General features: G+C 61.2%; 20 protein-coding genes and 1 tRNA gene. 11 read left to right on the forward strand and 10 right to left on the reverse strand.

What is annotated here, in order from left to right; all coding sequences use genetic code 11:
• Window positions 1–119: 119 nt before the first annotated feature.
• Together lplT and AC3WLT_RS17415 are read right to left on the reverse strand one after the other, a co-directional pair.
• Window positions 120–1,418, reverse strand: a complete 1,299-nt coding sequence (lplT, locus tag AC3WLT_RS17410; RefSeq protein ID WP_492592939.1) for a lysophospholipid transporter LplT — start codon at window positions 1,416–1,418, stop codon at window positions 120–122.
• Between the two features lie 211 nt (window positions 1,419–1,629).
• Complete coding sequence (locus AC3WLT_RS17415) at window positions 1,630–2,433, reverse strand: inositol monophosphatase family protein (RefSeq protein WP_492592940.1); 804 nt, start codon at window positions 2,431–2,433, stop codon at window positions 1,630–1,632.
• Window positions 2,434–2,804: 371 nt separating this feature from the next.
• On the opposite strand from AC3WLT_RS17415, the gene AC3WLT_RS17420 reads away from it, so the two are divergent.
• Both AC3WLT_RS17420 and cysE read left to right on the forward strand, forming a co-directional pair.
• A complete protein-coding gene (locus AC3WLT_RS17420) occupies window positions 2,805–3,632 on the forward strand; it encodes an RNA methyltransferase (RefSeq protein ID WP_492592941.1) in 828 nt (275 codons plus the stop codon).
• A 256-nt stretch (window positions 3,633–3,888) separates the two neighbouring features.
• Window positions 3,889–4,722 (forward strand): serine O-acetyltransferase, encoded by an 834-nt coding sequence (cysE, locus tag AC3WLT_RS17425; RefSeq protein WP_492592942.1) that lies wholly within the window; start codon window positions 3,889–3,891, stop codon window positions 4,720–4,722.
• 35 nt (window positions 4,723–4,757) lie between these two features.
• On the opposite strand, the gene AC3WLT_RS17430 is transcribed toward cysE, so the two are convergent.
• From AC3WLT_RS17430 to AC3WLT_RS17445, 4 genes are all read right to left on the reverse strand, one after another.
• Window positions 4,758–5,555, reverse strand: a complete 798-nt coding sequence (locus AC3WLT_RS17430; protein WP_492592943.1) for a UDP-2,3-diacylglucosamine diphosphatase — start codon at window positions 5,553–5,555, stop codon at window positions 4,758–4,760.
• A gap of 47 nt (window positions 5,556–5,602) precedes the next feature.
• Window positions 5,603–6,097, reverse strand: coding sequence for a peptidylprolyl isomerase (locus tag AC3WLT_RS17435; protein ID WP_492592944.1), 495 nt, complete (start codon window positions 6,095–6,097; stop codon window positions 5,603–5,605).
• A gap of 114 nt (window positions 6,098–6,211) precedes the next feature.
• Window positions 6,212–6,793 carry a peptidylprolyl isomerase gene (locus tag AC3WLT_RS17440; protein ID WP_492592945.1) on the reverse strand — a complete coding sequence of 194 codons (582 nt, stop codon included), beginning with the start codon at window positions 6,791–6,793 and terminating at the stop codon, window positions 6,212–6,214.
• A 49-nt stretch (window positions 6,794–6,842) separates the two neighbouring features.
• A complete protein-coding gene (locus AC3WLT_RS17445) occupies window positions 6,843–7,601 on the reverse strand; it encodes a tetratricopeptide repeat protein (RefSeq protein ID WP_492592946.1) in 759 nt (252 codons plus the stop codon).
• A gap of 255 nt (window positions 7,602–7,856) precedes the next feature.
• Here AC3WLT_RS17445 and cysS point away from each other — a divergent pair, with 255 nt between their 5' ends.
• The gene (gene cysS, locus AC3WLT_RS17450) at window positions 7,857–9,254 is read left to right on the forward strand and encodes a cysteine--tRNA ligase (RefSeq protein WP_492592947.1); all 1,398 of its coding nucleotides are present in this window, start codon (window positions 7,857–7,859) and stop codon (window positions 9,252–9,254) included.
• Window positions 9,255–9,342: 88 nt separating this feature from the next.
• Here cysS and AC3WLT_RS17455 read toward each other — a convergent pair whose 3' ends face one another.
• Window positions 9,343–9,480, reverse strand: a complete 138-nt coding sequence (locus AC3WLT_RS17455; protein WP_492592948.1) for a hypothetical protein — start codon at window positions 9,478–9,480, stop codon at window positions 9,343–9,345.
• Between AC3WLT_RS17455 and AC3WLT_RS17460 the strand changes: the two genes are divergently transcribed.
• The 5 genes from AC3WLT_RS17460 (at window position 9,461) to AC3WLT_RS17480 (ending at window position 14,974) form a co-directional block, all read left to right on the forward strand.
• Window positions 9,461–10,339, forward strand: a complete 879-nt coding sequence (locus tag AC3WLT_RS17460) for a DNA-3-methyladenine glycosylase family protein (RefSeq protein ID WP_492592949.1) — start codon at window positions 9,461–9,463, stop codon at window positions 10,337–10,339. The genes AC3WLT_RS17455 and AC3WLT_RS17460 overlap by 20 nt on opposite strands.
• Window positions 10,340–10,568: 229 nt before the next feature.
• Complete coding sequence (locus tag AC3WLT_RS17465) at window positions 10,569–11,540, forward strand: acetyl-CoA carboxylase carboxyltransferase subunit alpha (protein ID WP_074283028.1); 972 nt, start codon at window positions 10,569–10,571, stop codon at window positions 11,538–11,540.
• Window positions 11,541–11,588: 48 nt separating this feature from the next.
• On the forward strand, window positions 11,589–13,037 hold the full coding sequence (gene tilS / locus AC3WLT_RS17470; protein ID WP_492592950.1) for a tRNA lysidine(34) synthetase TilS: 1,449 nt from the start codon (window positions 11,589–11,591) through the stop codon (window positions 13,035–13,037).
• Between the two features lie 365 nt (window positions 13,038–13,402).
• Window positions 13,403–14,653 (forward strand): aspartate kinase, encoded by a 1,251-nt coding sequence (locus tag AC3WLT_RS17475; protein WP_492592951.1) that lies wholly within the window; start codon window positions 13,403–13,405, stop codon window positions 14,651–14,653.
• A 227-nt stretch (window positions 14,654–14,880) separates the two neighbouring features.
• Window positions 14,881–14,974: transfer RNA gene (locus AC3WLT_RS17480), tRNA-Ser, on the forward strand.
• A gap of 395 nt (window positions 14,975–15,369) precedes the next feature.
• Here the strand turns inward: AC3WLT_RS17480 and AC3WLT_RS17485 are convergent.
• From AC3WLT_RS17485 to AC3WLT_RS17495, 3 genes are all read right to left on the reverse strand, one after another.
• On the reverse strand, window positions 15,370–16,281 hold the full coding sequence (locus AC3WLT_RS17485; RefSeq protein WP_492592952.1) for an HNH endonuclease: 912 nt from the start codon (window positions 16,279–16,281) through the stop codon (window positions 15,370–15,372).
• A 114-nt stretch (window positions 16,282–16,395) separates the two neighbouring features.
• Window positions 16,396–16,698: a hypothetical protein gene (locus AC3WLT_RS17490; RefSeq protein WP_492592953.1), complete on the reverse strand. Its 303-nt coding sequence runs from the start codon at window positions 16,696–16,698 to the stop codon at window positions 16,396–16,398.
• 1,420 nt (window positions 16,699–18,118) lie between these two features.
• Window positions 18,119–18,643 (reverse strand): hypothetical protein, encoded by a 525-nt coding sequence (locus AC3WLT_RS17495; protein ID WP_492592954.1) that lies wholly within the window; start codon window positions 18,641–18,643, stop codon window positions 18,119–18,121.
• A 268-nt stretch (window positions 18,644–18,911) separates the two neighbouring features.
• Between AC3WLT_RS17495 and AC3WLT_RS17500 the strand changes: the two genes are divergently transcribed.
• The 3 genes from AC3WLT_RS17500 (at window position 18,912) to AC3WLT_RS17510 (ending at window position 21,265) form a co-directional block, all read left to right on the forward strand.
• Window positions 18,912–19,850, forward strand: a complete 939-nt coding sequence (locus AC3WLT_RS17500; RefSeq protein WP_492592955.1) for a S49 family peptidase — start codon at window positions 18,912–18,914, stop codon at window positions 19,848–19,850.
• 595 nt (window positions 19,851–20,445) lie between these two features.
• Window positions 20,446–20,682 (forward strand): hypothetical protein, encoded by a 237-nt coding sequence (locus AC3WLT_RS17505; RefSeq protein WP_492592956.1) that lies wholly within the window; start codon window positions 20,446–20,448, stop codon window positions 20,680–20,682.
• A 193-nt stretch (window positions 20,683–20,875) separates the two neighbouring features.
• Window positions 20,876–21,265: a hypothetical protein gene (locus tag AC3WLT_RS17510; protein ID WP_492592957.1), complete on the forward strand. Its 390-nt coding sequence runs from the start codon at window positions 20,876–20,878 to the stop codon at window positions 21,263–21,265.
• The last annotated feature ends 600 nt before the right edge of the window (window positions 21,266–21,865 follow it).

Consider the following 21,865-nt stretch of genomic DNA (forward strand, 5'->3'; position numbering starts at 1 on the left):
TGTCTTCTTGCGTTAGCTGTTCAGGGCGTGAGTTTAACCTGCCGGCGCGGTGAACGGACCCTGGCCGAACGGCCAATCCGTATCCCAAAGCGCGCGCCGTCACGCGAAATTTCGCGCCGTCACTCTTCGACCAGCGCTCGCATGTCCACCGTGCGCTCATTCACCGCGCTGCGCCGTTTCGCGAGCCACATCATGAACGTCACGAAGCTGCCGAACACGACGATGATCCATTGCGCCGGCATCTTCGCCGTCAACAGCAGCGCGTAGGCGCCGAGCATCAGCAGCACGGCCAGATTCTGGTTGAAATTCTGCACCGCGATCGAATGCCCTGCAGAGAGCAGCGTCGCGCCGCGGTGCTGGAGAATCGCGTTCATCGGCACGATAAAAAAGCCGGATAGCGCGCCGAGCAGGATCATCAGCGGATAGGCGAGCAAGATATAGAACGGCGCGACGTACGAGCCGATGCGGATGCCGGCGCCCGCGGGAAACAGGTCCTTGTTGTAGAACGCCACGGCGATCGCGACCGCGCCGGTGAGGATGCCGACCGGCAGCACACGCAGCGAGCGGCGCAAGGGTATCCACGCAGCCGCGGCGGCCGCGCCGACTGCAATGCCGAGACCCGTGACGCCTTGCATCACCGCCGCTTTGGACAGCGACAGCCCGAGGTTCACGTTGGCCCATTTGAGCACCAGCAATTGCAGCGTGACCGCACCGCCCCACATCAGCGTCGTCACCCACAGCGCGATCTGCGCGAGCTTGTCGGCCCACAACACGTTGAAGCAGTTCACAAAGTCGCCGACCAGCTTCTTCGGCTCCGTCAGACGGTTCGGATAACGTGCGCCGGTATCGGGAATGAAGATGTTGATCGCGGCGGCGATCGCGTAGGTCACCATCACCGCGAACATCGCCAGATCGGCGGCGGAGCGGATCAACGGCGGATGCGCATGCGCGACGAATTTCTCCGCGAAGGTGCTGATCAGCGCGCCGCCGACCATCGTGCCGACGATGGTCGAGAGCACCGTGGCCGATTCGAGCCAGGCGTTCGCCTTGACGAGTGTTTCGGCGGGCAGCAGTTCCGTGAGAATGCCGTACTTGGCCGGCGAATAGGCAGCCGCGCCGAAGCCGACCACGCCGTACGCGATCATCGGATGAACGCCGGCGATCATCATCAGGCAGCCGCTCGCCTTCAGCGCGTTCGAGATGAACATCACGTGCCGCTTTTGCATCGCATCGGCGAACGCGCCCACGAACGGCGCGAGCAAGACGTATGAGACGGTGAAGAAAATCTGCAGGAGGGGCGTGACCCAGGCGGCCGAGCGGATCACCGACAGCAACGCGATGGCGGCGATCAACAGTGCATTGTCCGCGAGCGACGAAATGAACTGCGCCGCGATGATTGTGTAGAAGCCTTTTTTCATGAAGCGGATTGGAAGCTGCGCGGCACTCTCGCGCGAAGCGGGGCGCTGCAAAAAAACGCGCACAACGCACCTGACGTTTCGAGGCGCGCCGGCGCGGCTTCCTGCTTTGTAGCACGAACGCCCGCCGCATGCAGGCGCGCCAACGACAAAGCGGCCGAAGCCGCTTTGTCGTGCTGCCCGGAGCCGGCGCGCAATCCGCCGGACAACGGCCTTAGGCCGGTTGCTGGCGGGTACGGCTGAAGCGCGACAGGATAGGGATCATTTGCGCATACACCTTCGGATTGCCAGCGACGATTTCGCCCACGTGCAGGAAGTCCGAGTCGCCCGTGTAGTTGCCCACCAGACCGCCGGCTTCCGTGATCAGCAGGCTGCCCGCGGCGACGTCCCACGGACTCAGACCCTGCTCGAAGAAGCCGTCCATGCGGCCCGCGGCGACGTTCGCGAGATCCAGCGCGGCGGCGCCCGGACGGCGCAGGCCGGCACAAGCCGCGGTCATTTCGGCGAACTGGCGGGCGTAGGCTTCGATGCCGTCTTTTTCGCGGAACGGGAAGCCCGTGCCGATCAGACCGTCGGCCAGACGGTCGCGCTTGGCCACGCGAATGCGGCGATCGTTCAGGTACGCGCCGCGGCCGCGCGAGGCGGTGAACAGGTCGTTGCGGGTCGGATCGTAGACCACGGCCTGCGACACGACGCCTTTGTGCGCGAGCGCGATCGACACGCAGTAATACTGGAAACCGTGGATGAAGTTGGTGGTGCCGTCGAGCGGATCGATGATCCACTGAAATTCGGATTCGTTATCCGACAGACCGGATTCTTCGGCGAGAATTGCGTGATCGGGGTAGGCGGTCTTCAGCGTATCGATGATCGCCGCTTCAGACGCTTTGTCGACCTCCGTGACGAAATCGTTGTGCTGTTTCTTGCTGACCTGGAGCAGATCGAGGTCGAGCGACGCGCGGTTGATGATCTGTGCTGCGCGGCGCGCGGCCTTCACAGCGATATTGAGCATGGGATGCATGAGCCTGGATCCTTGTGCCGGGGCAGCACGGCTGCTTACCGGTAAATGAGCGATGAATGAGCGATGAATGAGCTGTAATTAAGCGCAAACGACGCGCAAACTAAACGCGGAAACAACACGGAACGCACGTCCGATACAGGACCCGGTGCGCATTCCGCCGACGGAGACAAATTGAATAAGAACGAGGCGCTCGTACGAAGACGGCGCGAATTTTAGTATTTTACCTGAGTCCGGGACGCTCCGGCAGCGCACGCGGTATTGGCCGCCGTATCGGCGCATTGATGGCCACGTTCGTGCGCCTGGCGTGGACAATTCGGAGCCGGCCCCGGTTGGCGCTACCATACGCGTTCTTCAGCTTGCCGAATTCCATCGTGGACCACACCCACCATTCTTCCGATCCTGCCGTCATGGACCTGCGCGGCGGTTTCACGTCGACCCGTTTCGTACTCGTCGAACCGAGTCATCCCGGCAATGTGGGGGCGGCGGCGCGCGCGCTGAAAACCATGGGCTTTTCGCGCCTCGTGCTGGTGTCGCCGCGCGTGCCGCACGTGCAGAGCGATCCTGAAGCCGTCGCCATGGCGAGCGGCGCCGACGACGTGCTGGCGTCCGCGCACGTCGTGCCGACGCTGGCCGACGCGTTGAACGGCGTGCATTGGTCGATCGCGCTGACCGCTCGGCTGCGCGAATACGGGCCGCCGCAACTGACGCCGCGTGCGGCCGCAAGCGTTGCGCGCGAGCACGCGGTGCACGGCGAGATCGCACTGGTGTTCGGTAACGAGCGCACCGGTTTGTCGAACGAGGACGTCGAGCGCTGCAGCGCGCTCGCGCACATTCCGGCCAATCCGGCCTACAGTTCGCTCAATCTGGCGCAGGCCGTGCAGGTGCTGTCGTATGAGTTGCGCACGGCGTACCTGGCCGCGGACGACGCCGTGCCCTCGGCGGTTCAGGCGCCCGCGGGGCAGAGCGAGCCGGTCGGTGCACGGGCGGCGAGCGACGAAATCGAAAGCATGTACGCGCATCTGGAAAGTGCGCTGGTCGCGCTCGATTTTCTCGATCCCGCCAATCCGAAGAAGCTGATGTCGCGCCTGCGGCGGCTATTCGCGCGTTCCGGGCTGGAGCGCGAGGAAGTGAACATCGTGCGCGGCATCGCCAAGCACATTCTGCTGAAGACCAAACGCCCCGGTGACGACGACTCTTAACCGGGCCACCGACCCACCGGGCCGCAAGCCAGGCTGCGGGCGGCAATCTCGATGCACCAAAGAGCGGTCTGGCCGACGGCCCCGCGACGGCCTTGCGCCCCTGCCGGCAGCGTGGGCTTCCGGCAAGTTCGGCGCAATCGACCTACAATCGCTCGAAACGTTCTAAGCAAAGCTGCCGGTCTGCTATGCGGCAGGCATCCGTCGCTCGTGGTTTTTCCGCGTCGACGGTTTTTTTCCCCACAACCACGTCCCTGCCATGTTCACGAGACTTCGCGAAGACATCGCCACGATCCGCGAGCGCGATCCCGCCGCCCGCAGCGCCTGGGAAGTCCTCACGTGTTATCCGGGGCTGCACGCACTCGTGCTGCACCGGCTCGCACATGCTTGCTGGAGCGCAAAGCGCCGCTGGCTCGCGCGTTTCATCTCGCAGATGGCGCGCTTCATGACCGGCATCGAGATTCATCCGGGCGCGACGGTAGGCCGCCGCGTGTTCATCGATCATGGCATGGGTGTGGTGATCGGCGAAACCGCGCAAATCGGCGACGACTGCACGATCTATCAGGGTGTGACGCTCGGCGGCACCTCGCTTACGCGTGGCGCCAAGCGTCATCCGACGCTCGAGCGCGGCGTGATCGTCGGCGCGGGGGCGAAGGTGCTCGGCGGCTTTACGATTGGCGCGGACGCGAAGATCGGCTCGAACGCGGTGGTCACCAAGCCGGTGCCGGCACGCGGCACGGCGGTGGGCAATCCGGCGCGGATCATCGTCCCGGCGGGCGCTGCCACGGCTTTGGCCGAGGCGGGCGCGTCCGCGATCGGCGCGGCGCGCGAGTCGAAAGCCGCCACGGAACGCAGCGCGTTTTGTGCGTATGGCATCACGCCGAATGCGGACGATCCGGTGTCGCTGGCGATTCACGGGCTAATCGATCACGCGGCCACGCAGGCTCAGCGTATCGATGAAATCGTCGTCGCGCTGGAGCGGCTGGGGACCAGCCTGGAAGGACTGCAAGGCGCCGATGCGGCGCTGCTCGATCTGCGGCGTCTGTCGGCCGCGATTGCAGGAAAAGTGGAAGGGACGGTGGCGGAGCGCTAACGCGCTTGCCCTGATGGGCTTGCTTCAAGCTCGTTTCAGTCGAGCGGCCATGCCCGGATTCCTTCCGCGTCGATCCGCAGATAACCGCCCCGGCGCACGCCGTGGTCGAGATCCCAATCGGGCAGGACCCAGCGCGTGCCGCCCGGTTCGCGATGCCGCGCCGGCCGATGCGTGTGCCCATGAATGATCGTGGCCGTTTTCGTCGACTTGAATAGCGCCGCCACGCCTTTCGCCGTTACGTCGTACTTGGACGAAACCGGGCGCGAGCGGCCTTCTTCGCTCTTCGAGCGCATGCGTTCCGCGAGCGCCTGGCGCCAGCGAAACGGCCACGCGAGAAACAGCATCTGCGCGAAACCGCTGCGCGCAAAGCACCGAAACAACTGATAGCCATGATCGGCTGTGCACAGCCCGTCGCCGTGCGCGAGCGCAATGCGCGTGCCGAATGCGGTGATCACGAACGGATCGGGTAGCCAGATTGCGCCGGCCGCTTTCATGAAACGCTTGCCCAGCAGAAAATCGCGATTGCCGTGCATGATGTAAAGCGCAATGCCGCGCTCGGACAGCGTGTGCAGCAACGCCGCCATGCGCGCCGCGAACGGTTCGACGAGCATGTCGTCGCCGATCCAGTATTCGAACAGATCGCCGAGAATGAAAACCGAATCCGCCTGCTCGGCGGTGACGCGGACAAAGTGTTCGAACGCGGCGACTGTGCGCGGGATCGCCTCGCTCAGATGAATATCGGAGAGGAAAAAAAACGGGCGTGCGGCGTGCGGGCGTTTGCCCTCGCTAGGCACGCCCGCGGCGACGCTTCGCAGCGGCGTTTCTTGCAGCATTGAAGGTGCCTGAAATCAGTTCAAACTTCGGTTCAAACGAGCCGACCTTAGTCGACGATCACTGCTTTCTCGATCACGACGTCGTCGACCGGCACGTCCTGATGGAAGCCCTTCGAGCCCGTCTTCACTTTCTTGATCTTTTCGACGATGTCGAGACCTTCGACCACCTTGCCGAACACGGCGTAGCCCCAGCCCTGCGGCGTCGGCGACGAGTGGTTCAGGAAGTCGTTGTCGTTCACGTTGATGAAGAATTGCGCGGTTGCCGAGTGCGGGTCGTTCGTGCGAGCCATCGCGATCGAGCCGGTCACGTTCTTCAGACCGTTGTTCGCTTCGTTGGTGATCGGCTCGGCCGTCGGCTTCTGCTTCATGCCGGGTTCGAAGCCGCCGCCCTGGATCATGAAACCGTCGATCACGCGATGGAATACCGTGTTGTCGTAGTGACCGGCCTTCACGTAGTTGACGAAGTTCTCGACCGACTTCGGCGCCTTTTCAGCGTCCAGTTCGAGTTTGATGACGCCGTGGTTCGTATGCAGTTCAACCATGATGGAATCCTTTGATGAATGAACGGGGTGGATAAAAGGCGCGGCGCGCCGTCACATGAAATGACGGCGGGCCGCGCCGGAGCGTAGATCTGGCGCTTGCCTGTTGTTGTGCGCTTACTTGCCGATAACCGTTGCCGACTCGATCACGACCGCCTTTTGCGGCACGTCGCTCATCGGCCCGCGCGTGGTGGTGGGCGTGCCCTCGATCTTCTTCACGACGTCCATGCCGCCCGTGACCTTGCCGAACACCGCGTAGCCGTTGCCGTCCGGATTCGGATAGTCGAGACCGGCGTTGTCCACCGTGTTGATGAAGAATTGCGCGGTGGCCGAATTCGGATCGCTGGTGCGCGCCATGGCGAGCGTGCCGGCGGTGTTCTTCAGACCGTTACGGCTTTCGAGCGGAATCGGCGCGCGCGTCGGCTTCTCGGCGAAGCTCTGCGTATAGCCGCCGCCCTGAATCATGAAGCCGCGAATCACGCGATGAAAGATCGTGCCGCTGTACTGGCCGGATTTCACGTAGTCGAGGAAGTTGGCGACAGTCTTGGGCGCCTTCTCAGGATACAACTCGACGCGGATGTCGCCTTCCGATGTCTTGAAGAGCACAGACGAATGCGCGGCTTGCGAGCCGGACTGGGCAAATGCGGGTGCGTTTGCGATCAGGGCGGCGCTGCCGAGCGCCAACATCAACCATTTCATGAAGATCCTCAGGGTTGGAAAAAACGTATTGGCGAAAACGGTGGCGGGCCTAGTTCGACGGCGCCATGTAGGGCGGCATGGCGAGCGAGCCGTTCGCGCCGCCGAACTGGAAGCTTGGCGTCTCCGTCATATTCGACGTGGCGCGTCTGGTGTATTCCTCGTCGGGCGTGACGGCGGCTTTCTTCGCCGGCGGCGTTTTCGTTTTGGGCGGCGAGACAATCTTCTGGATCTCGGCGAGGCGTTGCGAGGTCGTGGCGCTCGCCTTGCCGAGGCCTTGCGCGCGGCGGTACGCGGCGTCGGCCATGCGCAGATACAGGTCGCCCAGATTCTCGTACGCGAGACCGTAGCCCGGATTCACCTTGGTCGCCGTTTCGAGCGCGGCGCGGGCTTCGGCATAGCGGCCGTGTTTCGCATAGAGCGCGGCGAGATTGTTGTACGGCTCGGGCAGTTCCGGATACAGCTGCGTCAGCTCGGTGAACGCGGCGATCGCGTCGTCGTCGCGATTCAGGTGGGCCAGCACCGTGCCGCGCTTGAATTTGGCCTGCGCGTCGCGCGGATTCGACGCGATGCGCGCGTCGAGTTGCGTCAACGAGGCTTCCCAGTTCTTCTGCGCGATCGACGCGTCGATCTCCGGCGTGTTGTCGCGCACGGCGGGGCCTGTCGGCAGCGTGGCGGCTTTCTGCGCGTACGCGGCAGTGACCGGCAAGACCGTGAGGGCGAGGCCGAGAGTGGCGCCGAGGGATGCACTCCTCAAGGCCGTCGCGGCGAGGGTCGCAGCGCTGCGCGCGCGGCCGCTGGAAGGTTTCATAGGCTCAGGTCTGGATGTTATACTCCGAGCCATTCTAACAAAAGGTCTGCGCGTTCCGTCGAGCCGCCGACTGTCTTTTCGCCACTCGTGGTCGTCTCCGCCTTGATCGCAGCCTGACCGCCGCACCAGGTGCACCGGTTTGTTGCTGCTTGTTGCTGTATATGACGTTCCCGCCAGTCTGCTTGCGGGGGCGCGGCAGTCACGAAACAGCACGAAACACATTGCGGATTTCTTTCGGCCCACGCACCGTTCTCTATGGAATCACTGCGCATCTACAACACGCTCGCGCGTGACAAGCAAACTTTCGTGCCGCTGCAAGAGGGCGTTGTGCGGATGTACGTCTGCGGGATGACCGTGTACGACTATTGTCACGTCGGTCACGCGCGGGTGATGGTCGTGTTCGATATCGTGCAGCGGTGGCTGCGCACGCTCGGTTACGAGGTGACCTATGTGCGCAACATCACCGACATCGACGACAAGATTATCCGGCGCGCGGTGGAGAACGGCGAGACGATCAAATCGCTGACCGATCGCTTCATCGCGGCGTTGCATGAAGACGCGGATGCGCTCGGCATCGAGCGGCCCGATATCGAGCCGCGCGCCACCGATTTCATTGCGCAGATGCTCGGCATGATCGAGAAGCTCGAAACGAACGGCTACGCGTACCAGGCGAGCGACGGCGACGTGAACTACGCGGTGCGCAAGTTCGCCGGCTACGGCAAGCTGTCGGGCAAGTCGCTCGAAGATCTGCGCGCGGGCGAACGCGTCGCGGCGAACGACGCGAAGCAGGACCCGCTCGACTTTGTCCTTTGGAAACAGGCGAAGCCGGACGAACCGGCCGATACCGGCTGGGATTCGAAGTATGGCCGCGGGCGCCCTGGCTGGCATATCGAATGCTCGGCAATGGGCTGCACATTACTCGGCGATCAGTTCGACATTCATGGCGGCGGTCAGGACCTGCAGTTTCCGCACCACGAAAACGAAATCGCGCAAAGCGAAGGCGCCACCGGTCGGCCGTTCGTGAATTACTGGATGCACAACGGCTACGTGCAGATCGACAACGAGAAGATGTCGAAGTCGTTGAATAATTTCTTTACGATCCGTGAAGTATTGGCGCAGTACGATGCCGAGGTCGTGCGCTTTTTTATCGCGCGTGCTCATTACCGTTCGCCGTTAAATTACAGCGACGTGCATATCGACGACGCCCGCAACGCCCTTGCGCGTTTGTACACTGCGCTGAAGGACGTCACGCCGGACAGCGCGGAACTCGACTGGAACGAAGTGCACGCGCAGCGTTTCCGGGCAGCAATGAACGACGACTTCAACACGCCGGTGGCGGTATCGGTGTTGTTCGAGCTGGCAACTGAAGTCAACCGCACGCGCGACCCCGCGCTGGCCCGTCAATTGCGCTCGCTCGCGCAGGTGATCGGACTGCTCGGCCGTGATCCGCGTGCGTACCTGCAGCAGGCAGCGGGCAGCGCTGCCGAGGGCGCACTCGATGCCGCCGCGATCGAAGCGAAGATCGCCGCGCGTGTGGCCGCCAAGCAGGCGAAAGATTATGCGGCAGCGGACCGGATTCGAGCTGAATTGCTCGAGGCCGGCGTTGCACTTGAAGACAAACCCGGCGGGTTGACCGAGTGGCGGCGCGTGTGAGCGCACCTCGTACTTCCCTTTGATCGACTCGCCAGGCAGGAGGCAGGATGGCAACGGCCACGAAGACGCCGGCTAAACGAGCCGCGTCTCAAACAAATGCAGCAGCGGCAAAATCGACCAGGACGTCGATTCGCGCGGGCAGCGGCGCGGTAAAGAAAGCATCGTCGAAAGCCGCCGGGGCGGCGGCAAAGACCGGTGTGACTGCGGTGAAAAAAGCCACGGTCAAACGCGCGCTCAATGGCGCGTCGGCGCACGCGCCTGCTTCGAAACGCGCGAAGGCGTCCCGCGCCAAAGGCAATGGCGCATTGCCGGCTGAACTCGCCGGCGACGTGCAGGAACTCGCGCGCGACGCCCGCGAGGGTGAAGTCGTGCGCAAGACGCGCACGCCGGTAACCGCGGGCGGGGAAGCCGCGAGCGCCAGCGAAGTCGCGGTGCCGGTGCAGATCGGCGGCCTCACGCCTGAAGTCACGCGTCCGGCGTATTGGGACAAGGCGTGTGCCGACCTCGTCAAGCGCGACCGCATTCTGAAGAAGCTGATTCCGAAGTTCGGCCCGGTGCATCTGCTGAGTCGCGGCGATCCGTTCGTCACGCTCGCGCGGTCGGTGGTGGGGCAGCAGATTTCGGTGGCGTCCGCGCAAGCGGTCTGGGCCAAAGTGGAGAGCGCGTGTCCGAAGCTCGTGCCGCAGCAGTTCATCAAGCTCGGTCAGGACAAGCTGACCGCGTGCGGACTGTCCAAACGCAAGGCCGAATACGTGCTCGATCTCGCGCAGCATTTCGTCTCGGGTGCGCTGCACGTCGGCAAATGGACTTCGATGGAAGACGAGGCGGTGATCGCCGAGCTCACGCAGATTCGCGGCATCGGCCGCTGGACCGCGGAGATGTTCCTGATCTTCAATCTGTCGCGTCCGGACGTTCTGCCGCTCGACGACCTGGGCCTGATCCGCGCGATCAGCGTCAACTACTTTAGCGGTGAGCCCGTCACGCGCAGCGAAGCGCGTGAAGTGGCGGCGAACTGGGAGCCGTGGCGCACCGTCGCCACCTGGTATATGTGGCGTAGTCTCGATCCGTTGCCGGTCGACTACTAAGTGCCCCCAAACCTGGCGCTTTGCACCAGGCCCCCGAGGGGGCAATCCCTCAAGGGGACTTCCCGCGGGGCGGAAAACTTGGGGCGGCCCGGCGTTTTCTTGAGAAGAACAAGAAGCAATGTTGTTTCAAAAACTATCAATTGTTAGGGTTTGATAGTTGAGAGATGGTTTTGACATCGGCGAGCGCGGTTAGAATACGCGCTGCCGGTAAGTCCAAGGATTACAACCAATGAAGACCACCTTTCTGGATTTCGAACAGCCGATCGCTGAACTCGAAGCGAAGATCGAAGAATTGCGCTTCGTGCAGGACGATTCGGCCGTCGATATTTCGGAAGAAATCGAGCGGCTGTCCAAGAAGAGTCAACAGCTCACCAAAGATCTCTATGCGAACCTCACGCCGTGGCAGGTTTCGCAAATCGCCCGTCATCCGCAGCGTCCGTACACGTTCGATTACGTGAGCGAGCTGTTCACCGATTTCCACGAACTGCATGGCGACCGCAATTATGCGGACGACCTGTCGATCGTCGGCGGCCTCGCGCGTTTCAACGGTCAGGCCTGCATGGTGATCGGGCATCAGAAAGGCCGCGACACGAAGGAGCGCGCGCTGCGCAACTTCGGCATGCCGCGCCCGGAAGGCTATCGCAAGGCTGAACGGCTGATGCGTCTGGCCGAAAAATTCGGCCTGCCGATCTTCACGTTCATCGATACGCCGGGCGCCTACCCGGGCATCGGCGCGGAAGAGCGCGGCCAGTCCGAAGCGATCGGCCGCAATCTGTATGTGATGGCCGAACTGAAGACGCCGCTGATCGCCACGATCATCGGCGAAGGCGGCTCGGGCGGCGCGCTGGCGATCGCCGTCGGCGATAGCGTGCTGATGCTGCAATTCTCGACCTATTCGGTGATTTCACCGGAAGGCTGCGCATCGATTCTGTGGAAGAGCGCCGCGAAAGCGCCGGAAGCCGCGGAAGCGCTGGGTTTGACCGCGCATCGTCTGAAGGCGCTCGGCCTGATCGACAAGATCGTCAACGAGCCGCTCGGCGGCGCGCATCGCGATCCGAAGGGCATGGCCGCGATGCTGCGCCGTGCGCTCGCCGATTCGCTGCGTCAGTTCCAGGGCATGAGCATCAACGACCTGCGTCAACGCCGTTTCGAACGGTTGATGTCGTACGGCAAGTTCAAGGAAACTACGCCGGGTGCGTAAGCCCGCGCGTGTTTTCTTTCGTCATCCGGCGCTCAAGGCGCTAACGACGTGAATCCCACTGCCGAATCTCCCGCCGACCGCCTTGTTCTCGAGGCAGTCGGCGTGGCGCTGTCCGCGTGGCCTGCAGATGCACGCATTGCGATCGCGTTCAGCGGCGGTGTCGATTCGAGCGTATTGCTCGATGCGGCGGTGCGGGTCGCTGGGGCGTCGCGTTGCGTGGCACTGCATGTGCATCACGGGCTGAGCGCCCACGCCGATCAATGGCTCGCGCACTGCGAGGCGTTTGCGCAGGAGCGTGGCGTCGAATTTGCGGCGCAGCGTGTCGAGGTGTCACGCGACGCGGGCATGAGCGTCGAAGCGGCGGCACGCGACGCGCGTTATCGCGCACTGGACGCCCTGTGCGCGACGCGCGGCATTCACACGCTCTGGCTCGCGCAACACGCGGACGACCAGGCGGAGACGGTGCTGTTGCAACTGCTGCGCGGCGCCGGGCTGGCCGGGCTTGCGGCGATGGCGCCCGAGTACTTGCCGGCGGGCGCGTCCGCGGTGCGTGTGCGGCCCTTGCTTCATCTGCTGCGTGCACAACTCGAGCAATATGCACTCGCGCGCGATCTGCGCTGGATCGACGACGAATCGAACGCGGATACGCGTTACGCGCGCAATGCGCTGCGCCACGACGTGACGCCTGCGCTGGCGGTCCACTTTCCAGGTTTTCGCGACGCGCTCGCGCGCACGGCGGCGCATGCGGCGGCCGCACAGCACCTGCTCGATGAGCTTGCGCGCATCGACATGAACACCGCGGCCCGCGACGAAGGCCGCGCGCTGTCGCATGACGCGCTGCTCGCTCTCGACGACGCCCGCGCGCTCAACCTGCTGCGCTACTGGTTGCGCACGCTGGGTCTGGTCGCCGCATCCACCGCGCGTCTGACCGATGCGTTGCGCCAGTTGCGCGAAGTCGGCGAAGCAGGCGAGGGCCATAGTCTGCGTGTCGATCACGCGGGTCAGGCGCTGCGCAGCTATCGCGGCGTGATCTACTGGGAAGCCGGCGAAAGCAGCGAACCTGCCGACGAAACCGCGCTCACCACGCGCGGCGTCAGCGAACTCGCATGGCAGGGCGAATCGGTCTGGCGTTTGCCGCAATGGCGCGGCACCTTCGTGTTCGCCGAAATCGATGTCGAAGCCGATGCCGCCTTTGACGACCCCGACGCCGTTCCCATCAGCGTTCTGCGCCGCGCATTGCTAAGCGCGCGTTCGCGCAGCGGCGGCGAACGCATGCGCGCGAGCGCCGCGCAAAAGAGCCCGAGCCGTACGCTGAAGAACCTCTTCCAGGAGCGCGGTGTTCCTGCATGGAAGCGCGATGTGCCGCTGCTTTATGTCGGCGATGAACTGCTGTTCGTGCCCTTGCTCGGCGTGAACCGCGCCGCGCTGCACGAACAGGCGGATCCAGCCGAACCACGCATCAAGATTGTCTGGTGCGACGATCTGCTGATCGCCTGACCGACCGGTCGGACGTTCGCGTCACATATCTCGGAAATGCCCCAAATAGGGCGCAAAACCATAGTGGATAGGCCTTTTCAGCCCTTATTCCGGCCATTTTGGCTTGTCTTTTTGCGCTCGATCGGGTACGTTAACTTGTTTGCCCGACCCGCTTTTGCCGTCGCTTTTTGACGTGCTGCCGATTATGTTCCGTAGTTTCCGGTAAGCCATTAGCGATCATTCACGGGCAAATCCGCGCGTGCTGCACGCGCGCTGCATCTCGCCGCCACACACCTTGCCGTCGTTCCAGAAACGTTGCGCTGTTGTGCTTTTGTGCGGTCGTCTCCAGCGCGCCAGCGCGGTTTCTCCTCCAGTTCAGAACGACAATGGCACTCATCGTACATAAATACGGCGGCACCTCGATGGGCTCGGTCGAGCGCATCAAGAACGTCGCCAAGCGCGTCGCGAAATGGCACAAGGCCGGCCACAAGATGGTCGTCGTGCCGTCGGCGATGTCCGGCGAAACCAACCGCTTGCTCGGCCTTGCGAAAGAAATCACGACTCAGCCGAGCCCGCGCGAACTCGACATGATCGCCGCCACCGGCGAGCAGGTCAGCTCGGGACTGCTGGCGATCGCGCTGCAGGAAGCCGGCGTCGAAGCGGTCAGCTATGCCGGCTGGCAAGTGCCGGTCAAGACCGACAGCGCGTTCACGAAAGCGCGTATCAACGAAATCGACGGCGAGCGCGTGGTGCGCGATCTCGACGCGGGCAAAGTGGTGGTGATCACGGGCTTCCAGGGTATCGACCCTGACGGCCACATCACCACGCTCGGCCGCGGCGGTTCGGATACGTCGGCGGTCGCGGTCGCGGCTGCGCTGAAAGCCGACGAGTGCCTGATCTACACGGACGTCGACGGCGTCTACACGACCGACCCGCGCGTGGTGGAAGAAGCGCGCCGGCTCGATCGTGTGACGTTTGAAGAAATGCTGGAAATGGCAAGCCTGGGGTCGAAGGTGTTGCAGATCCGCTCGGTGGAATTCGCCGGCAAATATCAGGTGAAGACGCGCGTGCTGTCGAGCCTGACCGATCCGCTCATCCCGCTCGAAGCTGAAATGAAGTCGGGCACCCTGATTACTTTTGAAGAAGACGAGACCATGGAAAAAGCAGTCATCTCGGGCATCGCGTTCCAGCGCGACGAAGCTCGCATCGCCGTGATGGGTGTGCCCGACAAGCCGGGCATCGCGTATCAGATTCTCGGCCCGGTGGCGGACGCGAATATCGACGTCGACATGATCATCCAGAACCAGAGCGTCGAGGGCAAAACGGCCTTCACGTTCACGGTCGGCCGCGGCGACTATCAGCGCGCCATGGAAATCCTCACGAACCAGGTGAAGGGTCACGTGCAGGCTGAGCAGGTGCTGGGCGATCCGAAGGTGTCGAAGGTGTCGGTGGTCGGCGTCGGCATGCGTTCGCACGTCGGTATCGCGAGTACGATGTTCCGCACGCTGTCGGAAGAGGGTATCAACATCCAGATGATCTCGACCTCCGAAATCAAGATTTCGGTGCTGATCGACGAGAAGTACATGGAGCTCGCCGTGCGCGCGCTGCATAAGGCGTTCGAACTGGATCAGGCGTAATTTGCGGAAAGGATGAGGCGGACAAGAGCGCCTCATCCGCGCACGTGTGCGCACACGTGCGCGCTCATGCGTGGCTCATGCGTGGTTAACGCGCAGCCAATACGAAAAAATTGCGTGGCGATGACAAAACCTGGCACAAAAAGTGTGCGGTAGACATTGACCTCTGCGGTTCGGCCCGCTATTATCTTGGCTTCGTCGCGCTGACTCCCTGCGCGACCGAAAGTTTGGGAGACGTGGCCGAGAGGTCGAAGGCACTCCCCTGCTAAGGGAGCATCTGGGCCAAAACCTGGATCGAGGGTTCGAATCCCTCCGTCTCCGCCACACAGGTAGTACGCACGGGCCCTTCGGGGCCCGTGTTCATTTCTACCCACCAAACAACCCACCAAAACCAGAGCGCGCGCTACAACGCTTCCGCAGGGGCGTCGCAGACCCGCCGGGCGCGCACAACGAAACTCGCGCGCCGTCCTGTCTTGGCCCGTCTCTGAGGCATCACAACAGGGCGACCGTGCCCGGATCAACGCCGCCAATACGCCAGGCGCGGGACGGCACCGATCCTTCCCCGTGGCGTTGTTTTGCCTTTCCCTGACATGCGCGTTTCCTTGAGGGGCACAATATCCGGCCGCTTAGCTATAGGTCCTGAGCTAAGGTGTGGATGCAGGCCGATCGGTGTGGGTTACTGGGTGGCGAAGTCACAAGCCGGCGCCCGGGGAAAGACATCAATCTTCCCAGCCGCCTGGCTCGTCCGGCTTGCACGCTTCGAACCACCGTTCCCCAGCCTGCGTATCTAGGTAGTGTTTCTTGAGACCCTGGAGGTCCGGTCTGTGCTCCTTCCTTTCTGGAAGATGAATCCGTTTCTTCGAGAACTGCTGATACTCTTGGCTCAACCGGCGCGAGACAAACACCGTGCCGGTCGCAGGATCGATTGATAGCAGGTGCAGGTCGAACAAAGTGTGCAAATCAGCGCGCAGAAGCAGACCGTTGGCCGTGCGGTAGTCCTCGCCCTCGGTGTGAGGCGTGATGTGCGCCGCTTCCAGGACGACCGTGTCCGTGCATCTCGAGATCGCACAGGACCGTTCGTAGGCGGCAAGGAGCGCTTGACGGAATGCAGGCTGGCCCCTGCGCTCAACGATCTGTCGCATCACCAGCGTGTCTGTGACGGGCGGCTTCGGTGAAGGAGGTGCAAGAGACTTTCGAGGCAGTGGCGGGCTCGGCTCGCGAGGCAGTCGGACTGCAGGCTGGCTTTCAGCCGAGTCGATCAGCTTTTTCAGCTCTCGAGCGAACAGCTCAACTTGGTCGGGTGAATGCAAGCTGACGCGAGGCCACATTTCTGGGGGCTTGATTTTTGCAGCAGGGAACATTGATGCAATGCCCTGAAACCAATCGGCCACCTCTTCTTTTAACCGCTTGCATTCTTCTGGGATTCCGAGGTCTACGCCTACCGCAACTTCGATGGCGTCGCGGTTCGGCGTGTCCAATTTGTCGTGATAGACGGTGAATACAGTGTGATTGGCGTTATTGTCATACTGCACGCCGTTGTCGCTGGACAGATGAGTTGGCGACAAATAAAGTGCGTCGGCAAGGTCCGAGAGCATCTGACGGGCAGTGATCTGAAATCTGTTCAGTGGCATGGGGCAAGTTCCCAAGCGTGCTTGGAGCGCAAGAAGATTGTTGATTGAACGGCCGGTCACGGGCATGAATTTCTATGCACCCTCTTGGCCGCATTCGAGATTAGCGCCCGTTGTTCAATAGTGATCCCGGAGGATTTTTCCCTTCCAAGCGAGGAGTGCAGCGGCTGCTCTCAGCGCACGCGCAGCATCTCCTGTTAAGCCTAAATGCTCGGTCGTGACCGCGTCGAGGTAAGCAGCTATGGCCCGTGCCTCGGCATTTTCCGTCACTAGTGAAAACACCTTAGGCACATACGCATGATATTCGTCGCGTGCTTCAGGAATGCCCGAGACCCCGATCGGGTCCCAAATATAGTGCAAAACTTCTTCGACTCTTCGATACATTTCGCGATCGGCAACGGACAGTTCTGGATTCGTCATGGCTTCCGGTCAACGGGTGATACTACATTCTCACGACAGGGATGCGATTCGCACTGGAAACACGCTGCGTTCGTCCGTTCCTGGCCGTATGCTCCCTATTCCTTCGGCTCAAATTGGATACCGTCATCACCGGGGATAGGCTCGGTGTGCGAGACTGTATTCGTCAAGATTTTGTCTGGTATTCCGGCGGGAAAGGCGCGGCACGTCAACCCGCCGACGTGATAGTTCCTGCACTTCTGGCACTGCGGAGAAATAATGACCGTGTGGTCGTTTGTGTCGTCCCAGCGCGTGTATTCCCGCTTGTTGTTACTCTGAGCCACAATTCACCCCTTTAAGCATGTACATACGCACGATTTGAAAGGTTGCGGAATCCCAATCGAGAAGTTTGAATTCGAAGTCTGAGGTTGCTATCTCATATTACCCGGTATGGTGGCTGACTTTTCATGCTCACTTGTTCTATTCCAAGATTGATAGTGCCACGGGCTCACCATCTCAAGCGTTGTGATCTTCGGATCGGGCATTGTCGGCGTTTGACACACTGTCTTTTTCATTTTATCCACCGAAGATACGACCGCTGGGATCATGAATTCCGTGACAAATAGCCATGGCCTGACATGGAATCCCTCGGGTATCCGGCAATCCCGGACCAAAGCGTCACAAAGCCCTGACCAGTTCTGATTCCAACCGGATAGCCGCTTAAAGAGGCTACCTGGCGGGTTAGCGAAAGTGATCTCACACAGGAACACGGACCGCGACCTAAAATCGACAGCCACCGCATCGCAATACCAGTGTGGGCCTGACGTGTCCGGATTCGGCCCATCATTGATCTGAATACAGCACTGTGTATTCAAAAACATTGCGCGGTCTGCTCGCAAATACTCAATCACCACATTTTCGAAGTAGTTCATCTCACCTGCTCAACTTGGGGGCAAGCCGCGACACTTCAGCGGCTGACTGTGGCCGGACTGAAAGGGGCGCGAGCGGCGGGAGGTCGAATACCGGCAAGCTGAAGTCACCGTAGTTCGGCCCCAACCCGACCGCCAGGAGCATGACGGTGCTCCTGGTCGAATCAACCTGCGCCGCACGTTCGTTAATTGCAACTGACACGGTACAGCGGAGCCAATGCCGCGAACCGCGCGCTATAGTTTCGAGGATCGCCCTGTCTAGCTGCCGCCATCAAATCTTGCGCGGCCTGACGCTGTCGCTCAGCGCAATCTGACATGCGACGGTTTGCAGATGATCGGTCTTGCGTCGAATAGGTCGTCCGCGACCCGGCTTGCTCGGTCTGAACTGGCTGCGCGCCGCCTATCCATTGAGCCCGAGCGCCGCACATTGCCAGCATCAGTAGATTCTTGTTCACGTTACTTCCCCCGGATCGTTTTGTATTGCCCGCCGGAGCGGGCACGCTCACAAATCAGGCTCAAGGGATCGTGCAGTTGATACGCTGACCCGGCGGAAGCGTCGAGCAGGACTGCATGATGTTGCCCGGGGCAGCCCACGCGGTGTTAGTGGCTACCGGCCCTATCGCGGGGGCTGGCACCACGAGTGGCGTGATGATCTTCTCCGCGCCCATCATGACGGTAATCAACGAAGGATAGTCATACGCTGAACCGCTGCCCATATCGATCGCCGCGCCGACAATTCCACCGAAGAGAATGTTCCCGAACGCCATGCCCTTGGTTGACGATTTAACCGTCGTGATGCCGGGTTCGCTTTGTGCCTTCTCGCACTTGACGTTGAGATCATCGTATGCGCGATGAATTGTGACGGTTCCGGGCGTGGTTAGAAACCACGTGCCCTTGTCATTCGTCAATTGACAGGTGGCATTTGCAACAGCCTCTGTCCCTCTGCGTGTCTCGACAGAAAGAACCTGAGTCGAGCCATCGATAATGGAAGCGCACCCGGTGAGGGCCAGCAGCCCCAGCACGGCAAATGTTGATTTCATTCTGGTCCCCGTTCATTTTTGTAGTGCCCGTCAAAGCGGGCGTTTGATTACTCGTCGCCTGTCCAGTTGCGCGCTGCAATCTACGCGTGCAGTCGCGCGCCCGTTTCAGGCCACGGCAAAGACTTCCCCCATTGCCGTGGATCGACAATACGCATTTCTCGAAGATTTTCTGTGCGCTGCTACGCATTGGACGCCCCTCGCGGGTAGCATGACTCTTGACGCGGACGCGCGCTTTCCAGCGCGCACAACGTCGTGACGGAGGTTCCACATGCAACATATTCCGGACATCAGCCTGGCTAGCCCGTGGACGGTCCTGCCCGACCGTTTGCCCTTCGTCAGGGATTTGCTCATGCAGGGTCGCGGCGACCACGCGACGGTGCGTGGTCCGGCACGTGGACCGCAGGCGGGAGCTGTTGCCGCGCCCCCCACGCGTGCAGGCCACGGCTCGATTGCGGTGCTGCGGCTCTACGGAGTGATTGTTCCTCGTGCGAGCGACTTCGCCGAGCAATTCGGGTTAGTCGGCGTCCAGCGCTTCACGCAGGATTTTCGCGCCGCGCTCGCCGACGACAACGTTGGAGCCGTGGTCATCGATATCGATTCATCCGGTGGCAGCGCCTACGGGATTTCCGAACTCGCCGACGAGATTTACCGGGCGCGCGCCCGCAAGCCGGTGGTGACGGTCGCAAATTCTCTCGCGGCAAGCGGGGCATATTGGATTGCCTCCTCCGGAAGCGAGTTCTACGTCACACCGGGCGGCGAAGTCGGCTCCATCGGCGTGTTTGCCGCCCACACCGACGTGTCCAAAGCGCTCGACAAGGCTGGACTGAAACCTACTCTCGTATCAGCTGGTCGCTTTAAGGTGGAACAGAGCCCGTTCGCACCGCTCAGCCAAGCTGCACGAAACCACCTGCAAACTATGGTCGATGTGTGCTACGGCGCTTTTACGCGGGCCGTTGCGAGGAATCGCGGCGTCGAGGTCGCGCAAGTGCGCGAGGGCATGGGCCAGGGGCGCGTGCTGTCCGCGCAAGCGGCGAAGGCCGAGAATATGGTGGACGGGGTGGCGACCCTAGATGAAATAGTGCGCAAGCTCGCGCGTCAGGTCGGCCAGGGCACAAGCAAGATCGCGCCGCCGTCGCGGGCGGCAGTGTCCCGGACAGGGGCGCGCCTCGACGGATACCAGCGCGTGATCGATATGTTCAACACGTGACCGCGTGTCGCGTGAGAGTCTCAGTCCGGCCAATTTCTGACGTTCGACATCGCCGCATTGATCGTCGACAATCGACGGACGGATGGTCAAGCCACTAGTGGAAGCTACTCTGACGGTGGCGTTTGTACGGCCGAGGCTGAGAGCCGGGTTTGAACAACCGCATTCAGGCAGCCGCCAGATGAATGAGGCCAAACGCGGACATCCGTCAGCGCTTTTCCGGGAGATGGAAATGACATCAAGGCGTAAGTGCACGGTCGCATGGCTTCTAATGCTATTTTTCGTCCTTATTATTCCGTCCGTGGTCATGGCCGCGCATTTGCCGGTCGGCGTTGCGATTGTCAGTGGTATTGTTTCGATAGTGGTATTTATGTTCTGGGCGCTAACCTTTTCGTGTCCGCGATGTAGGGAACCACTCTTATGGGAAATTCGTGGGCACTGGAAGATCAGCCGGCCGTTTCCTCGTCGAACGTGTATAGCATGTGGCCTTCCTGCTTATGAACCGTTTGTAAGGAGCAAGCGTCGCTGACACTGTCAACGGGAGCAGGACGCTTGGGCCAGCTGGAACCTTGGAAGTCTAATTAAATAGGGGCAGCAGGTGACCGAGAAGATCTGGATCGACTGTATTTCCATTTTATGTTTCGGGTTCGGAGCGGCAAAGGCAATACGGCCTAATTTTTTCATTGAAATGAGAAGGCGTCATCCATGGTTTGACCTATTTGATATCTACTCCTTTATATTTAAATCGGAATATGCAGAAAAAGTAGTTCGTCTTAACGGTTGCCTCCTTCTGCTGATTGGGCTGGGGCTGGCGGCATGGGCACTTTTTTTGTGAAACAGGCCACCTTGGGTCGGTACGCGTTGTAGGACAGACTTCTGAACGACTGCTTCCGAGAGAACCCGAACGGAACGTTAGAAGCAAAGACGAGCTGATAGCCGACGGGGCACGGCCAATAAAAAGCCATTCGAAAGCTTGAGCGACCGTTTTTGGGGATGGCCACTGAAACATATACGGGCAGAATTGCAATATGACATTGACATCCGACGAGGGCTTTCGAACCGCCTATTACTACTTCATCGACGCGGTGACGACGCTTGCAAGCAACCCCGATGAAGCCTGCGAGAGGATGGGCGACTACAACGTCGCCTGGGAGGTGAAGGACGACGTCCAAGCCGGCAGATACCTCGTGGAATGGGAGCTTCTGCCCACACAGGCAAAGGCAGACATATGGAAGCTCGTAAACGCGCTTGATGAAATACCGCAAGAGCTTTTGATATCCGCCCAGGGCAGGCAGCGCAATCTCCAAGCGATGAGCGATGAGGTTTGGACACCCATCCGAGCCGAGGCGGCAACGTTGATTGCCACGTTGAGCTTGTTCACAGAGGCCAACAACGCCAAGTTTCTCGGTGGCGGTTAGGTAGCACTGCAGCGGCTTGTGGGATGACTGCTTTCGTTTGTCGAGCCCGAGACCGAATGTCTGCAACGGGTCGCGTGCTGCCGATCGCGGTCTTGCGAGATTCCGGCTGCGTATGCCACTTGCATGTGGCAGTGACCGGCCACTTTCGGTCTTTCGAGGTCTATGCCAAGATCGTCGACAATGTGGGGGCAACGCGCGCTAACCCATCAGCGGTAGAGCATTGAGAGCACATGTGATTAGCGAGGGAGTACGGCCAACGTTTTTTGCACTGAGCTTGCAAATTTGCCGAGGTCAAAATGGAACAGGTACGTCACACGGGCATGGTTCAGGTCTATGGTAGATTTACGTGACTGATCCAATTTCTGCTGGTAGCGCCTAAAAAAAGACCGACCACGGCGCTGATCAATGTCCCGGCGATCGAGAACGACAACAGAAATCCGATCACCACGCCCGCAAGTATTCCAATAAGCGCACAAATCATGCGATTCAGTAAGATCGTACCAATGCGCCGTACTTCTACAACGTAAGCACTCGATCTGTACCGTCTGTTCGTAATGGCGGGACTGGGGCAATCTGATTCCCATCAGATGTGATGGGGAT

It is taken from the genome of Paraburkholderia sp. FW306-2-2C-D06C, from assembly GCF_058781505.1.

Excerpts from the sequence above, each read along its gene's own strand:
- lplT (WP_492592939.1), bottom strand. The coding sequence starts at position 1,418 with ATGAAAAAAGGCTTCTACACAATCATCGCGGCGCAGTTCATTTCGTCG.
- AC3WLT_RS17415 (WP_492592940.1), bottom strand. The coding sequence starts at position 2,433 with ATGCATCCCATGCTCAATATCGCTGTGAAGGCCGCGCGCCGCGCAGCA.
- cysE (WP_492592942.1), top strand. The coding sequence starts at position 3,889 with ATGTTCACGAGACTTCGCGAAGACATCGCCACGATCCGCGAGCGCGAT.
- AC3WLT_RS17430 (WP_492592943.1), bottom strand. The coding sequence starts at position 5,555 with ATGCTGCAAGAAACGCCGCTGCGAAGCGTCGCCGCGGGCGTGCCTAGC.
- AC3WLT_RS17435 (WP_492592944.1), bottom strand. The coding sequence starts at position 6,097 with ATGGTTGAACTGCATACGAACCACGGCGTCATCAAACTCGAACTGGAC.
- AC3WLT_RS17440 (WP_492592945.1), bottom strand. The coding sequence starts at position 6,793 with ATGAAATGGTTGATGTTGGCGCTCGGCAGCGCCGCCCTGATCGCAAAC.
- AC3WLT_RS17445 (WP_492592946.1), bottom strand. The coding sequence starts at position 7,601 with ATGAAACCTTCCAGCGGCCGCGCGCGCAGCGCTGCGACCCTCGCCGCG.
- cysS (WP_492592947.1), top strand. The coding sequence starts at position 7,857 with ATGGAATCACTGCGCATCTACAACACGCTCGCGCGTGACAAGCAAACT.
- AC3WLT_RS17465 (WP_074283028.1), top strand. The coding sequence starts at position 10,569 with ATGAAGACCACCTTTCTGGATTTCGAACAGCCGATCGCTGAACTCGAA.
- AC3WLT_RS17475 (WP_492592951.1), top strand. The coding sequence starts at position 13,403 with ATGGCACTCATCGTACATAAATACGGCGGCACCTCGATGGGCTCGGTC.
- AC3WLT_RS17485 (WP_492592952.1), bottom strand. The coding sequence starts at position 16,281 with ATGCCACTGAACAGATTTCAGATCACTGCCCGTCAGATGCTCTCGGAC.
- AC3WLT_RS17490 (WP_492592953.1), bottom strand. The coding sequence starts at position 16,698 with ATGACGAATCCAGAACTGTCCGTTGCCGATCGCGAAATGTATCGAAGA.
- AC3WLT_RS17495 (WP_492592954.1), bottom strand. The coding sequence starts at position 18,643 with ATGAAATCAACATTTGCCGTGCTGGGGCTGCTGGCCCTCACCGGGTGC.
- AC3WLT_RS17500 (WP_492592955.1), top strand. The coding sequence starts at position 18,912 with ATGCAACATATTCCGGACATCAGCCTGGCTAGCCCGTGGACGGTCCTG.
- AC3WLT_RS17510 (WP_492592957.1), top strand. The coding sequence starts at position 20,876 with ATGACATTGACATCCGACGAGGGCTTTCGAACCGCCTATTACTACTTC.